This window comes from Pseudomonas sp. R4-15, assembly GCF_055768815.1.
Map to the genome: position 1 here is coordinate 2,725,828 of NZ_CM147293.1, position 18,247 is coordinate 2,744,074.

Annotated in this window: 18 protein-coding genes; 9 read left to right on the forward strand and 9 right to left on the reverse strand. The window is 66.7% G+C overall.

Annotation, left to right across the window (positions count from 1 at the left end):
- Positions 1-117: 117 nt before the first annotated feature.
- The 3 genes from ACYRGX_RS13095 to ACYRGX_RS13105 form a co-directional block, all read right to left on the reverse strand.
- Positions 118-510, reverse strand: coding sequence for a DUF2946 domain-containing protein (locus ACYRGX_RS13095; protein WP_473052907.1), 393 nt, complete (start codon positions 508-510; stop codon positions 118-120).
- Positions 511-580: 70 nt separating this feature from the next.
- On the reverse strand, positions 581-2,389 hold the full coding sequence (locus ACYRGX_RS13100; protein WP_473052908.1) for a putative bifunctional diguanylate cyclase/phosphodiesterase: 1,809 nt from the start codon (positions 2,387-2,389) through the stop codon (positions 581-583).
- Positions 2,390-2,485: 96 nt separating this feature from the next.
- Positions 2,486-2,752 carry a DUF1652 domain-containing protein gene (locus ACYRGX_RS13105; RefSeq protein WP_473052909.1) on the reverse strand — a complete coding sequence of 89 codons (267 nt, stop codon included), beginning with the start codon at positions 2,750-2,752 and terminating at the stop codon, positions 2,486-2,488.
- Between the two features lie 237 nt (positions 2,753-2,989).
- Between ACYRGX_RS13105 and ACYRGX_RS13110 the strand changes: the two genes are divergently transcribed.
- Entirely contained in the window at positions 2,990-3,799 is an 810-nt protein-coding gene (locus ACYRGX_RS13110) for an SDR family oxidoreductase (protein ID WP_473052910.1), read from the forward strand.
- A 48-nt stretch (positions 3,800-3,847) separates the two neighbouring features.
- A complete protein-coding gene (locus ACYRGX_RS13115) occupies positions 3,848-4,177 on the forward strand; it encodes a YnfA family protein (protein WP_473052911.1) in 330 nt (109 codons plus the stop codon).
- Here the strand turns inward: ACYRGX_RS13115 and ACYRGX_RS13120 are convergent.
- The 3 genes from ACYRGX_RS13120 to ACYRGX_RS13130 all read right to left on the reverse strand — a co-directional run bounded on the left by ACYRGX_RS13120 (position 4,171) and on the right by ACYRGX_RS13130 (position 7,621).
- Positions 4,171-4,413, reverse strand: coding sequence for a YheU family protein (locus ACYRGX_RS13120; protein ID WP_473052912.1), 243 nt, complete (start codon positions 4,411-4,413; stop codon positions 4,171-4,173). The two genes, ACYRGX_RS13115 and ACYRGX_RS13120, sit on opposite strands and share 7 nt — an antisense overlap.
- Positions 4,414-4,482: 69 nt before the next feature.
- Positions 4,483-7,236: a hybrid sensor histidine kinase/response regulator gene (locus ACYRGX_RS13125; protein ID WP_473052913.1), complete on the reverse strand. Its 2,754-nt coding sequence runs from the start codon at positions 7,234-7,236 to the stop codon at positions 4,483-4,485.
- A 73-nt stretch (positions 7,237-7,309) separates the two neighbouring features.
- Entirely contained in the window at positions 7,310-7,621 is a 312-nt protein-coding gene (locus ACYRGX_RS13130; protein ID WP_473052914.1) for a hypothetical protein, read from the reverse strand.
- A 114-nt stretch (positions 7,622-7,735) separates the two neighbouring features.
- Between ACYRGX_RS13130 and ACYRGX_RS13135 the strand changes: the two genes are divergently transcribed.
- Both ACYRGX_RS13135 and ACYRGX_RS13140 read left to right on the forward strand, forming a co-directional pair.
- On the forward strand, positions 7,736-12,034 hold the full coding sequence (locus ACYRGX_RS13135) for a DEAD/DEAH box helicase (RefSeq protein WP_473052915.1): 4,299 nt from the start codon (positions 7,736-7,738) through the stop codon (positions 12,032-12,034).
- Between the two features lie 33 nt (positions 12,035-12,067).
- Positions 12,068-12,652, forward strand: coding sequence for a biliverdin-producing heme oxygenase (locus ACYRGX_RS13140; protein WP_473052916.1), 585 nt, complete (start codon positions 12,068-12,070; stop codon positions 12,650-12,652).
- Between the two features lies 1 nt (position 12,653).
- Here the strand turns inward: ACYRGX_RS13140 and ACYRGX_RS13145 are convergent, their stop codons facing one another.
- The 3 genes from ACYRGX_RS13145 to ACYRGX_RS13155 all read right to left on the reverse strand — a co-directional run bounded on the left by ACYRGX_RS13145 (position 12,654) and on the right by ACYRGX_RS13155 (position 15,024).
- A complete protein-coding gene (locus ACYRGX_RS13145; RefSeq protein WP_473052917.1) occupies positions 12,654-13,505 on the reverse strand; it encodes a DUF6279 family lipoprotein in 852 nt (283 codons plus the stop codon).
- A 72-nt stretch (positions 13,506-13,577) separates the two neighbouring features.
- A complete protein-coding gene (locus tag ACYRGX_RS13150; RefSeq protein WP_473052918.1) occupies positions 13,578-14,111 on the reverse strand; it encodes a hypothetical protein in 534 nt (177 codons plus the stop codon).
- Positions 14,112-14,304: 193 nt separating this feature from the next.
- Positions 14,305-15,024, reverse strand: a complete 720-nt coding sequence (locus ACYRGX_RS13155) for a TorF family putative porin (protein ID WP_473052919.1) — start codon at positions 15,022-15,024, stop codon at positions 14,305-14,307.
- Between the two features lie 378 nt (positions 15,025-15,402).
- Between ACYRGX_RS13155 and ACYRGX_RS13160 the strand changes: the two genes are divergently transcribed.
- From ACYRGX_RS13160 to ACYRGX_RS13180, 5 genes are all read left to right on the forward strand, one after another.
- Entirely contained in the window at positions 15,403-16,395 is a 993-nt protein-coding gene (locus ACYRGX_RS13160; RefSeq protein ID WP_473056687.1) for a lysylphosphatidylglycerol synthase transmembrane domain-containing protein, read from the forward strand.
- Positions 16,396-16,478: 83 nt separating this feature from the next.
- Positions 16,479-16,670: a CsbD family protein gene (locus tag ACYRGX_RS13165; protein ID WP_473052920.1), complete on the forward strand. Its 192-nt coding sequence runs from the start codon at positions 16,479-16,481 to the stop codon at positions 16,668-16,670.
- 8 nt (positions 16,671-16,678) lie between these two features.
- Positions 16,679-16,810, forward strand: a complete 132-nt coding sequence (locus tag ACYRGX_RS13170; protein ID WP_473052921.1) for a hypothetical protein — start codon at positions 16,679-16,681, stop codon at positions 16,808-16,810.
- An 87-nt stretch (positions 16,811-16,897) separates the two neighbouring features.
- Positions 16,898-17,143, forward strand: a complete 246-nt coding sequence (locus tag ACYRGX_RS13175; protein WP_473052922.1) for a DUF2789 domain-containing protein — start codon at positions 16,898-16,900, stop codon at positions 17,141-17,143.
- 31 nt (positions 17,144-17,174) lie between these two features.
- On the forward strand, positions 17,175-18,083 hold the full coding sequence (locus ACYRGX_RS13180) for a ZIP family metal transporter (protein ID WP_473052923.1): 909 nt from the start codon (positions 17,175-17,177) through the stop codon (positions 18,081-18,083).
- Positions 18,084-18,247: the final 164 nt, after the last annotated feature.

The window sequence follows — 18,247 nt, forward strand, 5'->3', positions numbered from 1 at the left end:
GCAGCAGCACGGCATTCATACGGAGCATGTAACGGCTTCCAAGTATCGTGTCCACAGACCCCACAGGCAGGCGCCGGCGAGCGGGCCGGGCTTACGGGGTGGGCAAAGGCGTGCGAGCTAGGCTTGGAAGGGTGAGGCGCGTGGATTGGCTGGAGGCCAGCAATAGCGCACCGCGCGGGTCAGAGGATCTCGTGGGGCGAGCGGGCGCGAGCCTTGGGCAAGGCGCGCGAAAAGACCGAAGAACACTGCCAGTAGCAGCGCCCCGAAGGTCGAAGCCATGACGCAGCCTGATGCCAGGCTGGCCTGTAGCGGCGTTCGGCGTTCATCGTTTGTCGAGTGGCCTGACGGGGAATGGCCGCCGAGCGAGCAGAACTGCCCGTCAAGACTGCCCAACTGCAATTCAAGCCCCGTCATCTGCCCGTGACCCAGCGCGCAAGCGAACGAGCTGGAGAGGATGCAAAAGAGCACCAGCCAGGTGAGCAGCGAGCGATGGGCGGACGAGATGCGCATGGCGGGCGACTGTATCAGTTGCCGGTCGGTTGCGGCAGGTGTGACTGTTTGCCGCAGGTTGGCGGCACGCTCAGGCCGGGGGGGCTCCATCCGCAATGGCCCGTTGTTCGAGCCACTGTTCGATGCATTGCGCAGGCATCGGTCGGGCGAAGTAGTAGCCTTGTCCCTGGTCACAGCCCCATTTGTGCATCAGCTCGGCCAGTTCCGCAGTCTCCACGCCTTCGGCCACGACCCGGTAGCCCAGGCGGCGCGCGACCTCGATGATGGTCTGGGTCAGGCGCCGCTGGCGGTTTTCATGCAGGTTGCGCATGAAGGACTGGTCGATCTTGACCAGGGAAGCGGGTAGCTCGCGCAGGTAGGTCCAGTTGCTGTAGCCGGTCCCGAAGTCGTCGATGGCCACGTCGATGCCCAGGGCGCGGATGCGCTCGAGCTGTTGGCGAACTACTTGGGGACTGCGGATCAGCGCGCTTTCGGTGAACTCGATCTCGATGCGTTCGGACGATACGCCGTGCTCGCGCAGCAACTCCAGCATGCGATCGATGAAGGCGGGGCCCTCCAGGTCCGCAGCGGACACGTTGATTGAGATGCTCAGTGGCAACGCCTGTGCCTGCCAGCGGGCCGCCTGTTCGACGGCCATCTGCAGCACCAGCAGGCTGAGGGGGCGCATCAGGGCGGTCTTTTCCGCCAGCGGAATGAACTCACCGGGCCCGACCTGGCCCCACGTCGGATGCCGCCAGCGTAGCAACGCCTCGACGCTGTGGCAGGCGCCGCTGGCCAGTTCCACTCGTGGCTGATATTCGAGCCAGAGCTGCGCCTCGTGAGGGTGGTTCACGTGATGCAGGGCTTCGGACAGCGCGCTGAGCAGGCCGAACGCGCGCTGCTGGGCCTGGTCGAGTTGCGGCTCGTAATAGGCCCAGCCGGTGCCGCGAGCCCGGGCGTCGTCGGCCGAGCAGACCACCAGGCGCATCCAGTCGAGAGCCTTGTCGCGTTCGGGGGAGAGTTCCAGAACGCCGATGCCGACCTGAGCCTGCAACGGAATGCCCTGACAATCGACGGGCGCCTGGAACGCCTCGACGATCTCCTGCAGCAGCGTGTCGCGCAGCGCCAAGTGCTCCGGCTTGAGCAGCATGCCGAAGCGATGCGGACTGATCTTGTAGAGGTCGCAGCCCTCGGGCAGCAGGCATTGCAGACGCGCCTTGATGCTCAGCATCAGCTCGTTGGAGAACGGATAGCCCAGTGCCTTGACGATGTCGTTGAGGAAAGTCGGTGACAGCAGGTCTGCTGCGAGCACAGCGATTTCGTGGCCTAGCGCCATTTCCTGCTCGACGTCGTTCTCCAGGCGGATGCGATTAAAGAGCCCCGTCGGCTCGTCGATGTAGTTGAGCGCGCGCAGTCCATCGATGCGCAGCATCACCAGCTCCGCGAAGTGTTCGAACATGCGGCGATCATGGGCGCTCAGGGGAGGGCGCACCTGGGTGTCGATCAGGCACAGGCTGCCCAGGTGCAGGCCGTCGCTGGTGACCAGGGGGCGGCCGGCGTAGAAACGGATGCCGGGTTCGCCGATGACCAGAGGGTTGTCACGGAAGCGCTCGTCGCGGGTCGCGTCGGGCACTTCGAACATCTCGCTGGAGATGATCGCGTGGGCGCAGAAGGAGTCGCCCCGGGCGGTTCCCTGCAGTTCGATACCGTGCTTGGCGGTGAACCACTGGTGTTGTTCGTCGACGATCGAGATCAGCACGATGGGTACGTCGAAATGCTCGGCCGCGAAGGATACGAGGCGATCGAATACCGGGTCGCTGAGACTTTCGAGTATGCGCAGCTCTTTCACGCGCTCGATGCGGCAAGCTTCGTTGCTGGGGACGGGAAAAGCGTCCGACATCGTGTGACCTCCTGGGCGCGATCAGCCGAGTATCCCGGATCGAAGCCGCTCAGGCCAGGCAGTTTGCCAGTATCTGGATGAACTGCTGCTCGGCATTCAGGCGGTGCGCTGCGAGGCGTCCGCCGGTGATGGCGTCGACGATACCGAGGCCAACTCCTGGCGAATTTCCATGACCAGCCGGGACAGCGCACGGGCACTGGCGATCTGCTCCAGCGGAATGGCGGTCACGTAGAGGCTGAGTTCATCGTCGTCATGGGGATAGAGGCTCAGGCCTATGCCGCCATCCTCGAGTCGGCAGTGACAGCGGTACGGCGAAAATGCCGCCTCCAGCGTCGCTTTCGCCGTTTCATAAGGAATGCTCATGGGCTGTGCGCTCCTGGGCGGCGTACGAGGCGGATGGAAACAGTGGCTAGTGTAGCCGCTCGTCGGCGGAGCGTCTGTAGCCGGCGATACGGATGCTGCGAAATGACGAACCTGCGATCGCCACGGGGTTTCCTGCACGCTCCGAATGGCATCCCATTCCGCCGCCTGATGATGTCGTTCGGCTGCCAGTAGGGTGGCTAGACTGCCCGGAATCCGACGGAGGAAAGGCGATTTCCAATGGTTAGACGAATGATGATTACCGGTGCAGGTTCGGGCCTGGGGCGGGAAATCGCCCTGCGCTGGGCGCGCGACGGCTGGCAGATGGCACTCTGCGACCTCAATCAGGAAGGCCTGGAGCAGACCTTGGCGGCGGTGCGCAGCGCCGGCGGCGATGGTTTCGTGACGCGTTGCGATGTGCGTGATTACAGCCAGCTGCGCGCCCTTGCGGAAACCTGCCAGGCGCGCCTGGGTGGCATCGATCTGCTGGTCAATAACGCTGGGGTGGCCTCCGGCGGCTTCTTCGAGGAGTTGAGCCTGGAGGATTGGGACTGGCAGCTATCGATCAACCTGATGGGCGTGGTCAAGGGCTGCAAGGCCTTTCTGCCCCTGTTGCGCGAGAGCCATGGCCGGATCGTCAACGTGGCCTCCATGGCGGCGCTGATGCAGGCGCCGGCAATGAGCAATTACAACGTCGCCAAGGCGGGGGTGGTCGCGCTTTCGGAGAGCCTGCGAGCCGAACTGGAAGAGGACGGCGTTGCGGTACACGTGGTCTGCCCGTCGTTCTTCCAGACCAATCTGCTGGACAGCTTCCGTGGGCCAAACCCGCAGATGAAGGCGCAGGTCGCGCGTTTGCTGGAGGGGTCGCCGATCAGCGCCGCGCAGGTGGCGGACTACATTCACCAGCGGATCGCGGCGGGGGAGTTCATGATCCTGCCCCATGAGGCCGGACGCCTGGCGTGGGACACCAAGCAGCGTGCGCCCGAGGCCATCCACGCGGAGATGGTGGCCATGGCGCGGCGCATGCGCGCCAAGGCCCGCGGCGAGTAGCAACGCCTGTATTCTCCACGGCAATGGGGCCTGTTGCCGGAAGATTCGATGCTCAACTATGTGTGGTTCCTGCTCGCGGCGGTCTTCGAGATCGCCGGTTGCTATGCCTTCTGGATGTGGCTGCGTGCGGGGCGCAGCGTCGGTTGGATCGCCGCTGGGCTGATTTGCCTGGTGCTTTTCGCACTATTGCTGACCCGCGTGGAGGCGCAATACGCGGGGCGCGCCTATGCCGCCTATGGCGGCATCTACGTGGCGACCTCGTTGCTCTGGCTGGGGTTGGTGGAGGGCGCGCGCCCGCAACCGCTAGACTTGCTGGGCGCGCTATTGTGCGTGGCCGGCGCCAGCCTGATCCTGTTCGGGCCGAAGCTCGCTCATTGATCGTCGCTGCTTTCGAGCCACTCGCGGGGTACTTCCTCGCGCAGGGCCAATTGGCACTGGCCGCTGTCCGGATCGAAGACGATCACCGCGGCGCCACGTAGGAGTGCTGCGCGGGCGCGTTCGACGCGTTGCACCAGGGGCGTCTCGTCGCCGTTGTCGGTGCCGTCACGGGTAACGAAGTCTTCCAGCAGGTTCTGCAGCGTATCGGCCTGCAACAGCTCGTGAGGGATCAGCATCGTGGCTCTCCATGCAGGGAGCGGCATGGTAAACCCTTGCCGGCGTGCCTGCATCCGCGGGCACGAACGTCAGCCGCCGCCGGCGCGTTCGCGCAGGTAGCGCGCCAGCGTGGCGTAGAGCGCATCGCTATCCAGCGGCTTGCCGAGAAAGGCGTCCATTCCACTGCGGGTTCCGTGTTCACGATGTTCCGCGAGAATGTGCGCGGTCAGGGCGATGATCGGCACCGCGGGCAGTGCGTGCAGGGCCTCGTAAGCGCGGATGCGACGGGTCGCCTCGAAGCCATCCATTCTCGGCATCTCGCAGTCCATCAGGATCAGGCCGATGCTCGCTGGGTCGTTCTGGTACTGCTGGACCGCGCTTTCGCCGTTGTCGGCGACTCGCACGGAGTAGCCGCGCTGGGCCAGCAGACGCTGGACGATCAACTGGTTCACCGGGTTGTCCTCGACGATGAGGATCAGGGCGCCTTCAACCGGCTCAGGCTGCGGTGTCGGGGTAGCCTGGAGATGACTCGCCAGCCGCGGGCAAAAGAACGGCTCCAGCGCCTCACGCAGCGGCAGGACGCCGAACGGCAGCACGAGATGGGTGATGCGCCAGCGATCATTGGACGGTACCAGGCGCTGTTCTTCCGGCGGGCAGACCAGCAACAGGCGCTGACCGTCGACCAGTCTTCCATCCAGCGTTTCCAGCCAATGCTGCAATCCGCCGGGCCAGGGCCACAGCAGCACCAGCAGCGAGGGTTCGGGACGTTCGTGCAGGGCCAGGTGCAACTGCTCGGGCGTGGTGGCGTGCTCGCAGTGCATGCCCCAGCGGTCGAGCAGTGTCGCGAGGGCCTGCATGCCGCCGACGTCCGCCGAGCCGAGCAGGGCGTGGCGACCCTGCAGTGCCTGCGCCAGAGGGTCGGCGCAGGCCTCGTCGCTGGCGCGTTGCAGCGGCAGGTCGAAGGCGAAGCGTGTGCCTTGGCGCGGCGTGCTCTGGACCTCGATCTGCCCGCCCATCATTTCCACCAACTGTTTGCTGATCACCAGGCCCAGGCCGCTGCCGCCGTAGCGCCGGGTGGTGCTCGAGTCGCCCTGGGCGAAGGAGGTGAACAACCGTCGCAAGGTCCGCGTGTCGATGCCTATCCCGGTGTCGGCCACCGCGAAGAGCAGGCGAGGGTGGCCCAGGGCGTCTTCGTGGCATTCCACGCGCAACTGCACCCGGCCTTCTTCCGTGAACTTCATCGCGTTGCCCAGCAGGTTCATCAGCACCTGCTTGAGGCGCGTCGGATCGCCCTGGACGCAGCGTGGCGTACCCGCGCCCAGCGCCAGGTCCAAGCGCAAATGCTTTTCCAGGGCCTGGGCTGTGAACAGTGCGACGATGTCGGAAAGCAGGCGCTCCAGGTCGAAGGCGATGTTCTCCAGCTCCAGCTTGCCGGATTCGATGCGCGCGTAATCGAGGATGTCGTTGATCACCGCCATCAGCGTGTCGCCGGAGCTGGCGCAGGCCTCGACATAGAAGCGCTGGGTGTGATCCAGCTCGGTGCCGCGTAACAGCTGCAACATGCCTAGCACCCCATTGAGCGGGGTGCGGATCTCATGGCTCATCTTCGCCAGGAAGCGGCTCTTGGCGCGGTTCTCGGCGTTCGCCCGAGCGGCGGCGCGGCGGGAGCGGTAGCCCTCCTGCTTGAGCAGGTTGATGCGGTCGGCAAGGCCGATGGAGAGCGTGAGCAGCTCGACCAGTACACCGATCTTCACGGCCACGGCGCCATACATCCCGAGTGTCTGCAGGCCGAGAGAACCGCTGGTGGCCTGGATGAAAGCGATCAGCAAGGCAGCCCAGGCGAGGATGTAGTAGGAGCCCAGGCGCTGCCCGCGATGCCACATGTAAGCGCCGCTGAGCAGCAATACCAGGGACACGCCGAGCACCAGCAGACTGGCGAGGATGCCCCAACTGCGCAGGTCCAGGAAGGCACTGCTGGCTACGCCAGCGAGGGCCACCAGCATCAGCCACTGCAGACCCCGGTCCAATCCGGGCGCCTGGCGCCGAGTCCGCAGGAAGTAGCGGCCGAACTGGATCGAGGTGAAGCAGTGCAGGTACATCAGCGCGTAGATACCTTCCTGCTGCAAGGCCTGGGCGTCGGGGAAAACCAGGAACATCAGGCCATCGAAGCTGGCGGCGAACAGGGCCACGTTGAGGTTGTAGACGAGGTACCAGAAATACGCCGCTTCGCGCAGCGAAATGAAGAGGAACAGGTTGTAGAAGAACATCGCCAGCAGGGCGCCGTAGAACATGCCGTTGAGGCTGGTCTGGCGCTCCTGCGCGGAGATCGCGGCATGCTCGGTGGCGAAGTACATCGGCACGAACAAGGTGCTGCTGCTGCGCACGCGTACCAGCAAGCGGCTGTCACCGGGGGGTAATTGCAGCGGAAACCAGAAGTTTCGGACCTCGACCGGCCGTTGTGGGAAGGGCAACAGGTCGCCTGCGGCATAGCGCTGCAGTTCGCTCTGCGGGCCGTCGAGGTAGACGCGGATATCGTCGAGCAGGGGATAGTCGATCTGCAGATAGCCGCGCAGCACCTGCGTCGACGGATTGCGCAGATCCACGCGCAACCACCACGCCGAGGCGCTCTTGCCCATGTTGGGATGGAGCCCGTCAATGAATTGGAAGTCTCTTTGCTCCATGCGCCGGACGTGATTGACGTCGAGTCCGCCGTCCGGATCCTCCAGTACCTGTACGTAGGTGCCCAGTGCCACGCGGTGGTTGCCGCTGATGGTCAGCAGGGGTTGCGCCTGGGCTAGCGTCACCAGGCACAACAAGAGCACCAGCAAGGTTGCGCGGGCCATCCAACCATTCCTGTCGGGGGAGGGGCGATGCAGACTTTGCGCCCAGCGCCAACTGGCTACAAGAGGAAATGGCTCAGTAGTTGGGTGGCGTCAGCGGGATGCCCTGCGCGTCGGGAATGAACGGCATCTGCCAGTCCTCCAGCTCCAGGCCGCGCTGGCGCAGCTCGTAGCGCACTTCGTTGAGCAGATCGCGCAGTCGTGAGGCGTCCATGTACTGCTGCGGTGTGACCTGTTGCAACTCGATCTGGGTATGCCCTTGGGCATCCACGACGCTGAAGCCGAACGTCTCGCCATCGGGGTTGGCGCCGGTGACGCAGCCCAATGGCAGGAAGGCTTGGGCGACCACCTGCATGGCGTGGTCGAGATCCAGGGGGGTGGTAGTCATGTCGGGGTTTCCACATCGTCGTCGGGGGATGCAGGGTAGAACCGTCCTGTGTACGAGGGTTCCCTGGCGACGAGCGCGCTTGTCGGAGCCTCGGTGCGACCACATATTGTCGGTATGACGACCTCTACCGATCGCGATAGCGCCCTCGCGGGTTTTCACCCGCAGGTGGCGCAATGGTTCGCGGCACGCTTTGCCGCCCCCACCGCCGCGCAGCGTGCGGCCTGGCCGTTGTTGCGCGCTGGGCGTGACGTGCTGGTTGCGGCGCCGACCGGATCGGGCAAGACGCTGACCGCCTTTCTCGCCGCACTCGATGCCCTGGTGCGCGAGTCGCTCGAGGTGGACGGAGCGCTCCCCGACGAACTGCGGGTGCTCTACGTCTCGCCACTCAAGGCACTCTCCAACGATGTGCGGGTCAATCTCGAACAGCCACTGCTGGAGATCGGCGATGCCTTGCAGGGCGCCGGACTGCCGCGTCCGGCGATTCGCAGCGCGGTGCGCAGCGGCGACACACCGGCGAGCGAGCGCCAGTCGATGGCACGGCGTCCGCCGCAGATCCTGGTGACCACCCCGGAATCGCTCTACCTGCTGCTGGGCTCGGAGTCCGGCCGCGCGCTGCTGGCGACCACCCGCAGCGTGATCGTCGATGAGATCCACGCGCTGATCGGCGACAAGCGCGGTGCCCATCTGGCGCTGTCGCTGCAGCGCCTGGACGCGCTGTGCGGGCGACGGGTACAGCGCATCGGCCTGTCCGCGACCCAGGACCCGGTGCAGGCGGTTGCGCGGTTCCTCGTCGGTTGCCAGGCCGATGGCCAGCCGCGTCCCTGCGAGGTGATCGACGTCGGGCATCGGCGTGCCCGTGAGCTCGCTCTGGAGCTGCCGCCGCTGCCGCTGGAAGGGGTGATGAGCAATGCCGCCTGGGATGCGGTGCATGATCGCCTGGCGGAACTGGCGCGGCAGCGGCGGACTACCCTGGTGTTCGTCAACACGCGACGCCTGGCCGAGCGCCTGGCGCGTCATCTGGGCGAGCGGCTCGGGCGTGACGCCGTGGCCGCGCATCATGGCAGCCTGGCGCGCAAGGCGCGGCTGGAGGCCGAGCAGCGCCTCAAGCGCGGTGAACTGCGCCTGCTGGTGGCCACCGCCTCGCTGGAGCTGGGCATCGATATCGGCGAGGTGGAGCTGGTCTGCCAGATCGGCTCGCCGGGCTCGATCAATGCTTTCCTGCAGCGTGTCGGGCGCGCCGGTCATCAGGTGGATGGCGTCTCCCAGGGGCGACTGTTTCCCACGTCCCGCGATGACTTGGTGGAGTGTGCGGCGTTGCTCGATTGCGTGCGGCGTGGGGAGCTGGATCGTCTGCGTCTGCCGCGCGCACCGCTCGACGTTCTGGCGCAGCAGATCATCGCGGAAGTGGCCGCGCAGGAATGCTCGGAAGCCGCGCTGTACGATTGCCTGCGCGGCGCCGCGCCCTATGCGGAACTGGACCGCGATCGCTACACGGCGCTGCTGGCAATGCTCGCCGAGGGGTATAGCAGTCGCCACGGCGTGCGCCGCGCCTACCTGCATCGCGATGCCGTGCAGGGCCGGCTGCGGGGGCGGCGGGGCAGCCGGCTCACCGCGTTGAGCAGCGGCGGCACTATCCCGGACAACGCCGACTACAAGGTGCTTCTCGAGCCCGCCGGGCTGGACGTGGGCACGGTCCATGAGGATTTCGCGGTGGAGAGCCTGGCCGGCGATATCTTCCAGCTTGGCAATGTGTCCTACCGCATCCTCGGCATCGAGGCCGGTCGCGTGCGCGTCGAGGACGCCGCGGGTCAGCCTCCGAACATCCCCTTCTGGATTGGCGAAGCCCCCGGCCGCAGCGATCGACTCTCGGCGGGCGTGGCGCGCCTGCGCGGGCAGTTGGATACGCTGTTGGCGGATGAGGCGGGCGAGACGAAAGCGCTGGGCTGGCTGGTCGGCGAATTGGCGTTGGGCGAGGAGGCGGCACGCCAGATCGTCGATTACCTGGGCCGCGCGCGGGCCGTGCTGGGCGCCTTGCCGACCCAGGATTGCCTGGTCATGGAGCGCTTCTTCGATGCCTCCGGCGGTACCCAGTTGATCATCCACTCGCCGTTCGGTAGTCGGGTCAACCGGGCGTGGGGCCTGGCGCTGCGCAAACGCTTCTGCCGCACCTTCAATTTCGAGCTGCAGGCCGCCGCCACCGAGGACGCCATCGTGCTGTCGCTGTCCACCAGCCACAGCTTCCCCCTGGACGAGGTCTGGCGCTACCTGCGCGCCGAGACGGCGGAGCCGGTGCTGGTCCAGGCGCTACTCGATGCACCCCTGTTCGCCGTGCGCTGGCGCTGGAACGCCGTTACCGCCCTGGCGTTGCCGCGCATGGCCGGAGGCCGCAAGGTGGCGCCACAGGTGCAGCGCATGCGCAGCGAGGACTTGCTGGCGCAAATTTTCCCCGACCAGGTGGCGTGCCTGGAGAATATCGTCGGCGAGCGACAGATTCCCGAGCACCCGATGGTGGCGCAGACCCTCGACGACTGCCTGCACGATGCGATGGACGCCGACGCCTGGCTGATGCTGTTGCGCCGCATCGACGCTGGCGACATACGCCTGATCGCCCGCGACCTGCCGGCACCCTCGCCGCTGGCCGCCGAGGTGCTCGGCTCGCGTCCCTACACCTTTCTCGACGACGCGCCCCTCGAGGAGCGGCGCACCCAGGCGGTGCTGGCCCGGCGCTGGAACGATCCGCAATCCGCCGACGATCTGGGGGCGCTGGATGCCGACGCCATCGCGGCGGTGGCCGCCGAAGCCTGGCCCCAGGCGCGTGACGCCGACGAACTGCACGAAGCGCTGATGAGCCTCGGCTGTCTGCACGAACGGGAGTTGGCCGGACACCCGAACTGGCCGGGGTTGCTGGAGCGATTGGCGAGCGAGGGACGGGCGTTGCGCCTGGAGGAGGCTCAGGACGAGTGGATCTGGCTGCCCCGCGAGCGCCTGGCAAGCCTGATCCGGCTCTATCCCCAGGCGCGCCTGGAACCGCCGTTGGCGCCGCTGGAGGGTTTTCCGGGGGCCAGCGACGAGGATGCGGCGTTGCTCGAGCTGTTGCGTGCGCGGATCGGCGGCTTCGGCCCGCAAAGTTTGCCGCAACTGGCCCGGCCGCTGGCACAGCCGGCCTCGGCGGTGGCCGTGGCGCTCGCCGCGCTGGAGCGCGAAGGGGTGGTGATGCGCGGGCATTTCACGCCGGGGGCGCGGGAGGAGCAGTGGTGCGAGCGGCATCTGCTGGCGCGTATCCACCGCTACACACTGGGGCGCCTGCGCCGCGAGATCGAACCGGTGGAAGCGGCGGACTTCATGCGCTTCCTGTTCGACTGGCAACGCCTGGCGTCGACCCATCGCGGCAGGGGCGAAGAGGCGTTGGCGGCGGTGATCGGGCAGCTCGAGGGCTTTGCCGCGGCGGCGGCCAGCTGGGAAGAGGAGCTGCTGCCGGCCCGTGTCGCTGACTACTCACCGTTGCAGCTCGATGCGTTGTGCCGTGCCGGGCGCCTGGCCTGGCTACGTCTGGGCGCGCCGGAAAAGTCCGCGGGCGGGCCGCTGCGCGGCACACCCATCGCCTTCCTGGCACGGCGCAACTTGGGAACCTGGCAGATGTTGCTCGGTGCGCACGACCAGGCGCAGCCCTCGGCCCGGGCTGAGCGGCTGCTTGATGTACTGCAAGCACACGGCGCCTCTTTCTTCGACGAGTTGCAGGACGCTGCCAGGTTATTGCCCAGCGAGCTGGAAAACGCCTTGGGTGAATTGGTCGCGCTGGGAAGGGTCAACGCCGACGCCTTTGCCGGCCTGCGTGCCCTGCTGCAACCGCCAGCCCGACGTCGGTCACGTTCTGGCCGCCAGGCACGTCCGCTGTATGGTGGCATGCAGGAAGCCGGACGCTGGGCGGCGTTGCGCGCGCCGCCAACCGAGGCGCAGAACGAAGAGGCCCTGGAAACGCTCGCCTGGGTGTTGCTGCGGCGCTACGGGGTGGTTTGCTGGCGCCTGCTGGCGCGCGAGCTCGCCGGCCTGCCGCCCTGGCGCGAGTTGTTGCGGGTCTATCGGCGCCTGGAGGCGCGTGGCGAGATCCGTGGTGGGCGCTTCATCGCCGGACAGCCGGGGGAGCAGTTCGTTCTGCCGGAGGTGCTGCCACTGCTGCGCGAAGTGCGGCGCAGGCCCCGTGACGGACATCTGCAGGTGGTTTCTGCCTGCGATCCTTTGAACCTGGTCGGCACGCTGTTACCCGGCGCGCGGGTGCCGGCGCAGCCGGGCAACCGCGTTTTGTTCCGTGATGGGGTGGCGGCCGCCGCCTGGATCGCCGGCAAGCCGGTGTTCTGGTTGCCAGAGGAGCCGGGTATGCTGGAGCATCTGCGTAGCCGCTGGGCGCCCCATTAGCGCCCGCGGCTCGTCCGTTGCCTGGAGCCTCCGATGTCCCCCTCCCGTTCCTTCGTCGCCGGTCCTGCCCTGGCGGCGTTGCGCGAAGCGACCGCTATGCGCCATGCGCGCATCGACAGTGCATTGCCGCTGATTCGCGAAGACTTCACCCGCGAGCAATACCTCGCTTATCTGGCGCGCCTGCTCGGCTGGCTGCGCCCGCTGGAACGCTGCCTGTGGCAGGTGCAATGGTTGGATGACGGCGCACTGCGCCAGGACAAGGCGCGCTGGGCGCAGGCGGACCTGAGCGCCGGCGGTTGGACGCAGTCGCGCATCGATGCCCTCGAGGATGGCGAGGCCTTTTCGGCCACCGATGACGCCGAGCGCTTTGGCCTGGCCTACGTGCTGGAAGGCTCGACCCTAGGCGGACAGGTGCTGCATGGGCATCTGTCGGCGCGTCTGGCGCCGCAGCCACTGCGCTGGTTGCAAGGCTACGGCGTGGCCAATGGCGAGCGCTGGAAGGCCTTCGTGCGTCAGCTGGAAGCCTCGCTGCAGAGCACTACCCAGCGCGAAGCAGCGTGCCGCGCGGCGCAGCGGGGTTTCGACCGGTTCAGCCAGTGGATGGGCGTAACCGGCTGAATCAGGCCTGGCAGCGAATGCCGCGCAATTGCTCCTGCAGACGCTGCAAGCGTTCCTGCAAATGCTCGCGCTGGGCCGGACGCAGGTCCGCCAGCAAGTCCGCCAGCAAGTCGAGTAACGCGGCCTCCGTGCGCGGATAGGCTTCGCGGTAGGCGTCGCTCCAGAGCCGCTCGCGGTGCTCCAGGAGCGTCTCCAGGCGTTGCGGAAAGTCTTCCGCTTGCCGTTCGCGCAAGGCGGCGACGAAATGCGCCTGCCACTGCGCGCGATTGTCCAGCCATAGCCGGTACTGCTCGCCCAGAGAAGCCGACCACTGCATGACTCGCTGGCGCTGGCCCGCATCGAGGCGCCCCAGCCAGTCCTCCAGGCGCTCCTGCATGCGCTCGGCGCGCGACTGGATCTGCTCTGCCAGCGGCGGCTGCACGTATTGCTTGCGGGCTTCGGAAAGCTTCTCGGCCAGGTTTTGCTCGATGCTCTGGACCTGCTCGTCGTCCAGTTCGCGCAGGAGCTCGACGCTGGGCGCGACCAGGCTTGCGGACAGGTCGGAGAGCGCCATTTCGGCCTCGTCCAAGCGTTGCCGCAGTCGCTCCCGTGAGGGCGAGCCCTGGGCCAGGTCGGCACGCAGCCCCTGCAACCATTCCACGTAGCGGGGTAACTGGGTGCGGCAATGCCAGCGCAGCTGCTGCTGCAGGGCGTCGTCCAGCGCGCGGCGCTGATCCCGCTCCAGCTTGAGGTAGTCGCCCAGGGTCCAGGGCACGATGACGTCGAGATTGCGGTAGGCGAGGTCGACCCGATTGCAGCCGAGCAGCAGCAAGGCGGCCAGGAGTACAGTGAGCAGGCGCGGCGCAGCGGACATCGGGGCGCTTCCAGGCGGGGACTTGCCGTTATAGAGGCGCAGAGGGGCGGCAGGGTTCGCCGCTGTCCGAAATCAGGGCGTCTGGGGAGCCGGTGCGGCGATCTCCGGCGGTGGCGTCAGCAGGCGCTTGACCAGCGCGCAGGCGCGCTCGAAGGAGGGATAGCCACTCTTCGCCACGTCCAGCTCCGAATAGCGTTCGCGATAGTACTCGGCGCGCACCGGGTCGGCTTCGCTGACCAGGTAGGGATCGGCGTAGATCATGTAGAGCAGGGCGATGGCATGGGGATGGTTGCGCTCGGCGGCGCGTTCGAGCAGCTCGACCACCTCGTCGGGCTGCGGGCCTTCGCGGATCAGCAGTACGGCCTTGTAGAAGTCCGCCTCGCCGCTGGTGTCCTGGGTGGCTGCCCGGTCGAGCAGTGCTTCCGCCAGCTCGAGGCTGTCGAGGTCGCCGGAGGTCAGCAGCAGCTTGGCCTGCAGCATGTCGTTCTGCAGCAGCAGCTTCTGCCGGTGCGCGACACTGTCGTCGTCCGCTGCCTGCGGGGGCTGCGCATGCCAGGCGCAACCGGCAAGGCCGGTGAGGGCGAAGGCGGCGATCCAGATTTTCATTACGTGGGCATCCTGTCGTGCTAGGACCTGTGATCCCGTCGTTCGTCGGTGGGCAACGACGGGGTCACCGGCCTCGGGCCATCCAACCGCTTGGAGCGGCGGGTCTCTGGCTGGGTTCGCTTCGCTTGCTATGTTGCGATTGCGACAATCTAACCCAGCCGGCCTGCCGGTAGAAGCCACGGCTGTTGCCGGTTCAATAAAGCGGGTGGGAGGCCTGCAGCATCACGTAGCTGTCGCAGTAGCTGTTATTGCCGGAATAGACGCTGCAATCGGCGCCTTTGAGGCTGGTGTCGCTGTAGCGCAGGAGCATGTCGAAGCCGCCGATTTCCCGCCGCAGGTTCACCGACCAGTCGCCGAAGGCGTCCAGCTCGCTGCCGTCGTTCAGACTCACCGGCACCTGCAGACGATGCATGCCGTAGCGCAGACGCAGGTCCACGCCGAGCTGTTCGCGCAGGGGAAAGTCGGCGAAGAGCGTCTGATCGCTACGTCCGGGGTCGACGCTGAAGGAGGCCCCCAGGCGGCTTCCGAAAATGGACAGGCCCGCGTAGTACTGCTCCAGATTGAGTTGCGCAATGGTCGGGCTGCTGTTCACCAGGGTACCCAGCTCGTAGCCCACGCCATCGCGCAGGGGACGCTTGAAGCCGGCGTAGGTGTCCGTCTCCAACGGCGTATCGCTCAGGGGGGCGATATTGCTCGCCCACTGGCCGACGTACCATCCACTCTCGTGGCTGACGTCGATGCCTGCTTGGAAGGTGCCGCTTTCATGGGGATTCACCAGCCCTTGCGCCATGCTGCGCAGGGGCGTGCGTCCCAGGGACAGGTCGAAGTCCCCCAGCTCGCGTTGTACCGGCTGTTGCGGCAGGCCCGAGCAGGCACACAGCAACAACGGCAGCAAGGCCGATAGTCGACGCATAGATTAGGTGGCTCCACGCTTGCGCTACCGCGTTGCGCCGCGGCATCGATCCCCTGTGAAAATCTGGCGGAGCCTCCCCCGGAAGGCGCAGGCCAGACATGTTCCTGCAACTTTTAGCAGGTTGTGCCAATGAGCAGAACCGCCATTGGTCGATCCAGCCTGGCGCCTTGTCCGGCAACTGGTCGAACCGTTCCGCGGGCAACCCGGTCCATAGCGCAGCGCTGCGGGCGATTGTCCGCTTCGGGCGCCTCTGGCAGGCTATGCCGCCGCCAAGCCACCGGGCCCTTTCGGTGGTGGTTTCCGTTTCGAGGTATCGATGTCCGTTTCCCCCCTTGTCCCCGTAGCCTGGGTTCCGCTATGCGCCCGGTGGTCGTGCCGGTGAAGCGCGGCCTGTGGTTGCTCGGCCTGGCGCTGCTGGCGGCGGCGCTGGTGCCCCTGGTGCTGGGCGGCAAGGGCCTGTTCGTGCGCCTGTTGGGGTTCCCCTTGGAGCTATTGCTGAGCATGTTCGGCATGGTGCTGGTCGGCTGGAACTGCAACGCGCTGCGCCTGCGGCTGTTGCTCGGGCGCCTGCGACCGATGCGCCAGGGCGAAGCGCTCGGCATCGTGGTGGCGGCCGAGTTCGCCTGGTGCGCGACACCCGGTGGCGCGGGAGCGCCGCTGACGCTCATCAGCCTGCTGGCACGGCGTGGCGTACCGGTCGCGCGGGGATCGGCGATCTTCGCGGTGGATCAGCTCTGTGATCTGCTGGTGTTCATCTGTGCGCTGATCGGTGTGGTGGTCTACGCGCTTTCGCATGCGGTGAGCAGCCACATCGCCTGGCTCCTGGGGAGTAGCGCAGGGCTGCTTGCGGCGGTCCTCTGCGGGGTGGTGGCGCTGGGGCGTTACCATCGCCGGCTGTTGCGACACAACGGGCGCTTGTTGCGGCGCCTGGGCGTCGGCGAGGCGGCGAGGTTGCGCTGGGCGCGACGCCTGCTGCGTTTTCGCAATGCCCTGCGGCAGAGCCTGAGCTTGCCACGACGGGTCTTGCTGGGTGTCTTCCTGCTCAGTGGTTGTCATTGGATGCTGCGCTTCACCGTGCTCTACCTGGCGTTGCTGGGCCTGGGGCGTGAGGTGCCCTGGGCCTGGACCTTCCTGGTGCAAATGCTCTCCCTGAGCCTCGGCGCGGCGAGCCTGCTGCCCGGCGGAGCGGGCAGCTCCGAGCTGGCAGCGGCGGCAGCCCTGGCACCGCTGGTGGGGCCGTCGACCGCCGCCGCGGCGATCGTCATCTGGCGAGCGGTGACCTACCACTTCTACCTGATCGCCGGAGCCCCGGTATTCCTGCACCTGGCGGGACGTCCGCTGATAGAGCGTCTGCTTCGAGGACGTCGTTAACACCGGTCATCGGCTTGCAGAAACTCCCTGGCGGCGCGCCCAGTCGCAATAGGTGTATGCCAAAGCAAAGACTGGAGGACACCATGGGTAGCACTCAAGACAAGCTCAAAGGCCATGCCAACGAAGCGGTCGGCAAGATCAAACGCGGTGTGGGCGAGGCCACCGACGATCCGTCCCTGAAAGACGAAGGTCGTGCCCAGGAAGTCAAGGGCGAGTGGCAGAAGGGCGTTGGCGAAGCGAAGGACGCCCTGAAGAGCCGCATCGACAAGGCGTGAGGTCGATCATGAGCGATAAGTCCCAAAAGCCCGCCGACTCCCGCCCGGACGAGGATAAGCGCAAGCCGGCGGAGCAGGAGGAGGATCTGGACCAGGCGCTCGAGGAGACCTTTCCTGCGAGCGACCCCATCTCTCCCTGATATTCTCGTAAAACCCCACACGCCAGGGCTTCTGCCTTGGCGTGTTCGCGTTCGCTTCCAGCAATCGTTCATGAGGAGCACAGCATCATGGAACTGCCCAACCCCAGCATGGAAACCCTGTTCGAGCAATTGGGCCTGCCGGCCGACGCCGAAAGCATCGACGCCTTCATTGCCAGCCACTCGCCCTTGCCCGAGGACATGAAGGTTTCGGAGGCGCCGTTCTGGAGTGACGCCCAGGCTGCCTTGCTCAAGGACGAACTGCTCGACGATGCGGACTGGGCGCCCGTCGTCGACGAATTGAACGTACGCTTGCACCAGCAGGCGAGCGCCTGAGACCCGCCTGCCGTCGTTGAGGAGTACTGCGATGCCGCAGGGATTGCGTGAGGCCTGGGTCAACCAGGCTCGTCATTACCCCATGGCGTCGGTGGGGCTGGTGCTGGGCCTGGGGGCCGTCCTCTGGCTGGTCTTCCATGGCGCGATAGGCGCGGTGGAGGACGCCTCGAACGGTCGTCTGCACTATGCGCTGCTCGGCGGCCTGGCGGGATTTGCCGCGACGTCGGTGGGCGCGGTGCTGGGGTTCGTGCTGCGCAGTGTCAACGAGCGCACGGAAGGCGTGATGCTGGGCTTCGCCGCCGGAATGATGCTCGCGGCCAGCGCCTTTTCCCTGATCCTGCCTGGACTCGATGCGGCGGAGCGAGTGACCGGCTCGCCGATACTGGCATCGCTCGTGGTGGTGCTCGGTCTGGGACTGGGCACGCTGTTGATGATCGGCCTGGACCTGTTCACGCCGCACAGTCATCCCAGCGGCGACTACGGACCGGACGTCGGGCGCAGCCATGGCGTCTGGCTGTTCGTGCTCGCCATCGTGCTACACAACCTCCCCGAGGGCATGGCGATCGGCGTCAGCTTCGCCCAGGGCGACATGCGTGTCGGCCTTCCGCTGACCAGCGCGATCGCCATTCAGGACATTCCCGAGGGCTTGGCGGTGTGCCTGGCGCTGCGGGTGATCGGCTTGCCCCTGGGCCGTGCGGTGTTGGTGGCGGCGGCTTCGGGCTTGATGGAGCCGCTCGGTGCGGTGGTCGGCTTCGGCATGTCCAGCGGCGCCGCGCTGGCCTATCCGGTGAGTCTGGGGCTGGCGGCCGGGGCGATGATCTTCGTGGTCTCCCACGAGGTGATTCCGGAAACCCACCGCAACGGTCGGCAGACGTCGGCGACGGTCGGCGTGATGGCCGGCTTCGCGGTAATGATGTTTCTCGATACGGCGCTGGGCTAGACCCGCGTCACCTGTTCATCCAACCCGAGGGGAGGCACGCGTGAACGCCCAGGAAATGCCAACGCCCGCACCTGAGGAACCGGGGCTGCCGTCACCCGAGCAGCCCGACATTCCCGAGCCGGATTTGCCCCGCGCGCCACCGCGCGAGGAGCCCGGCAGCACGC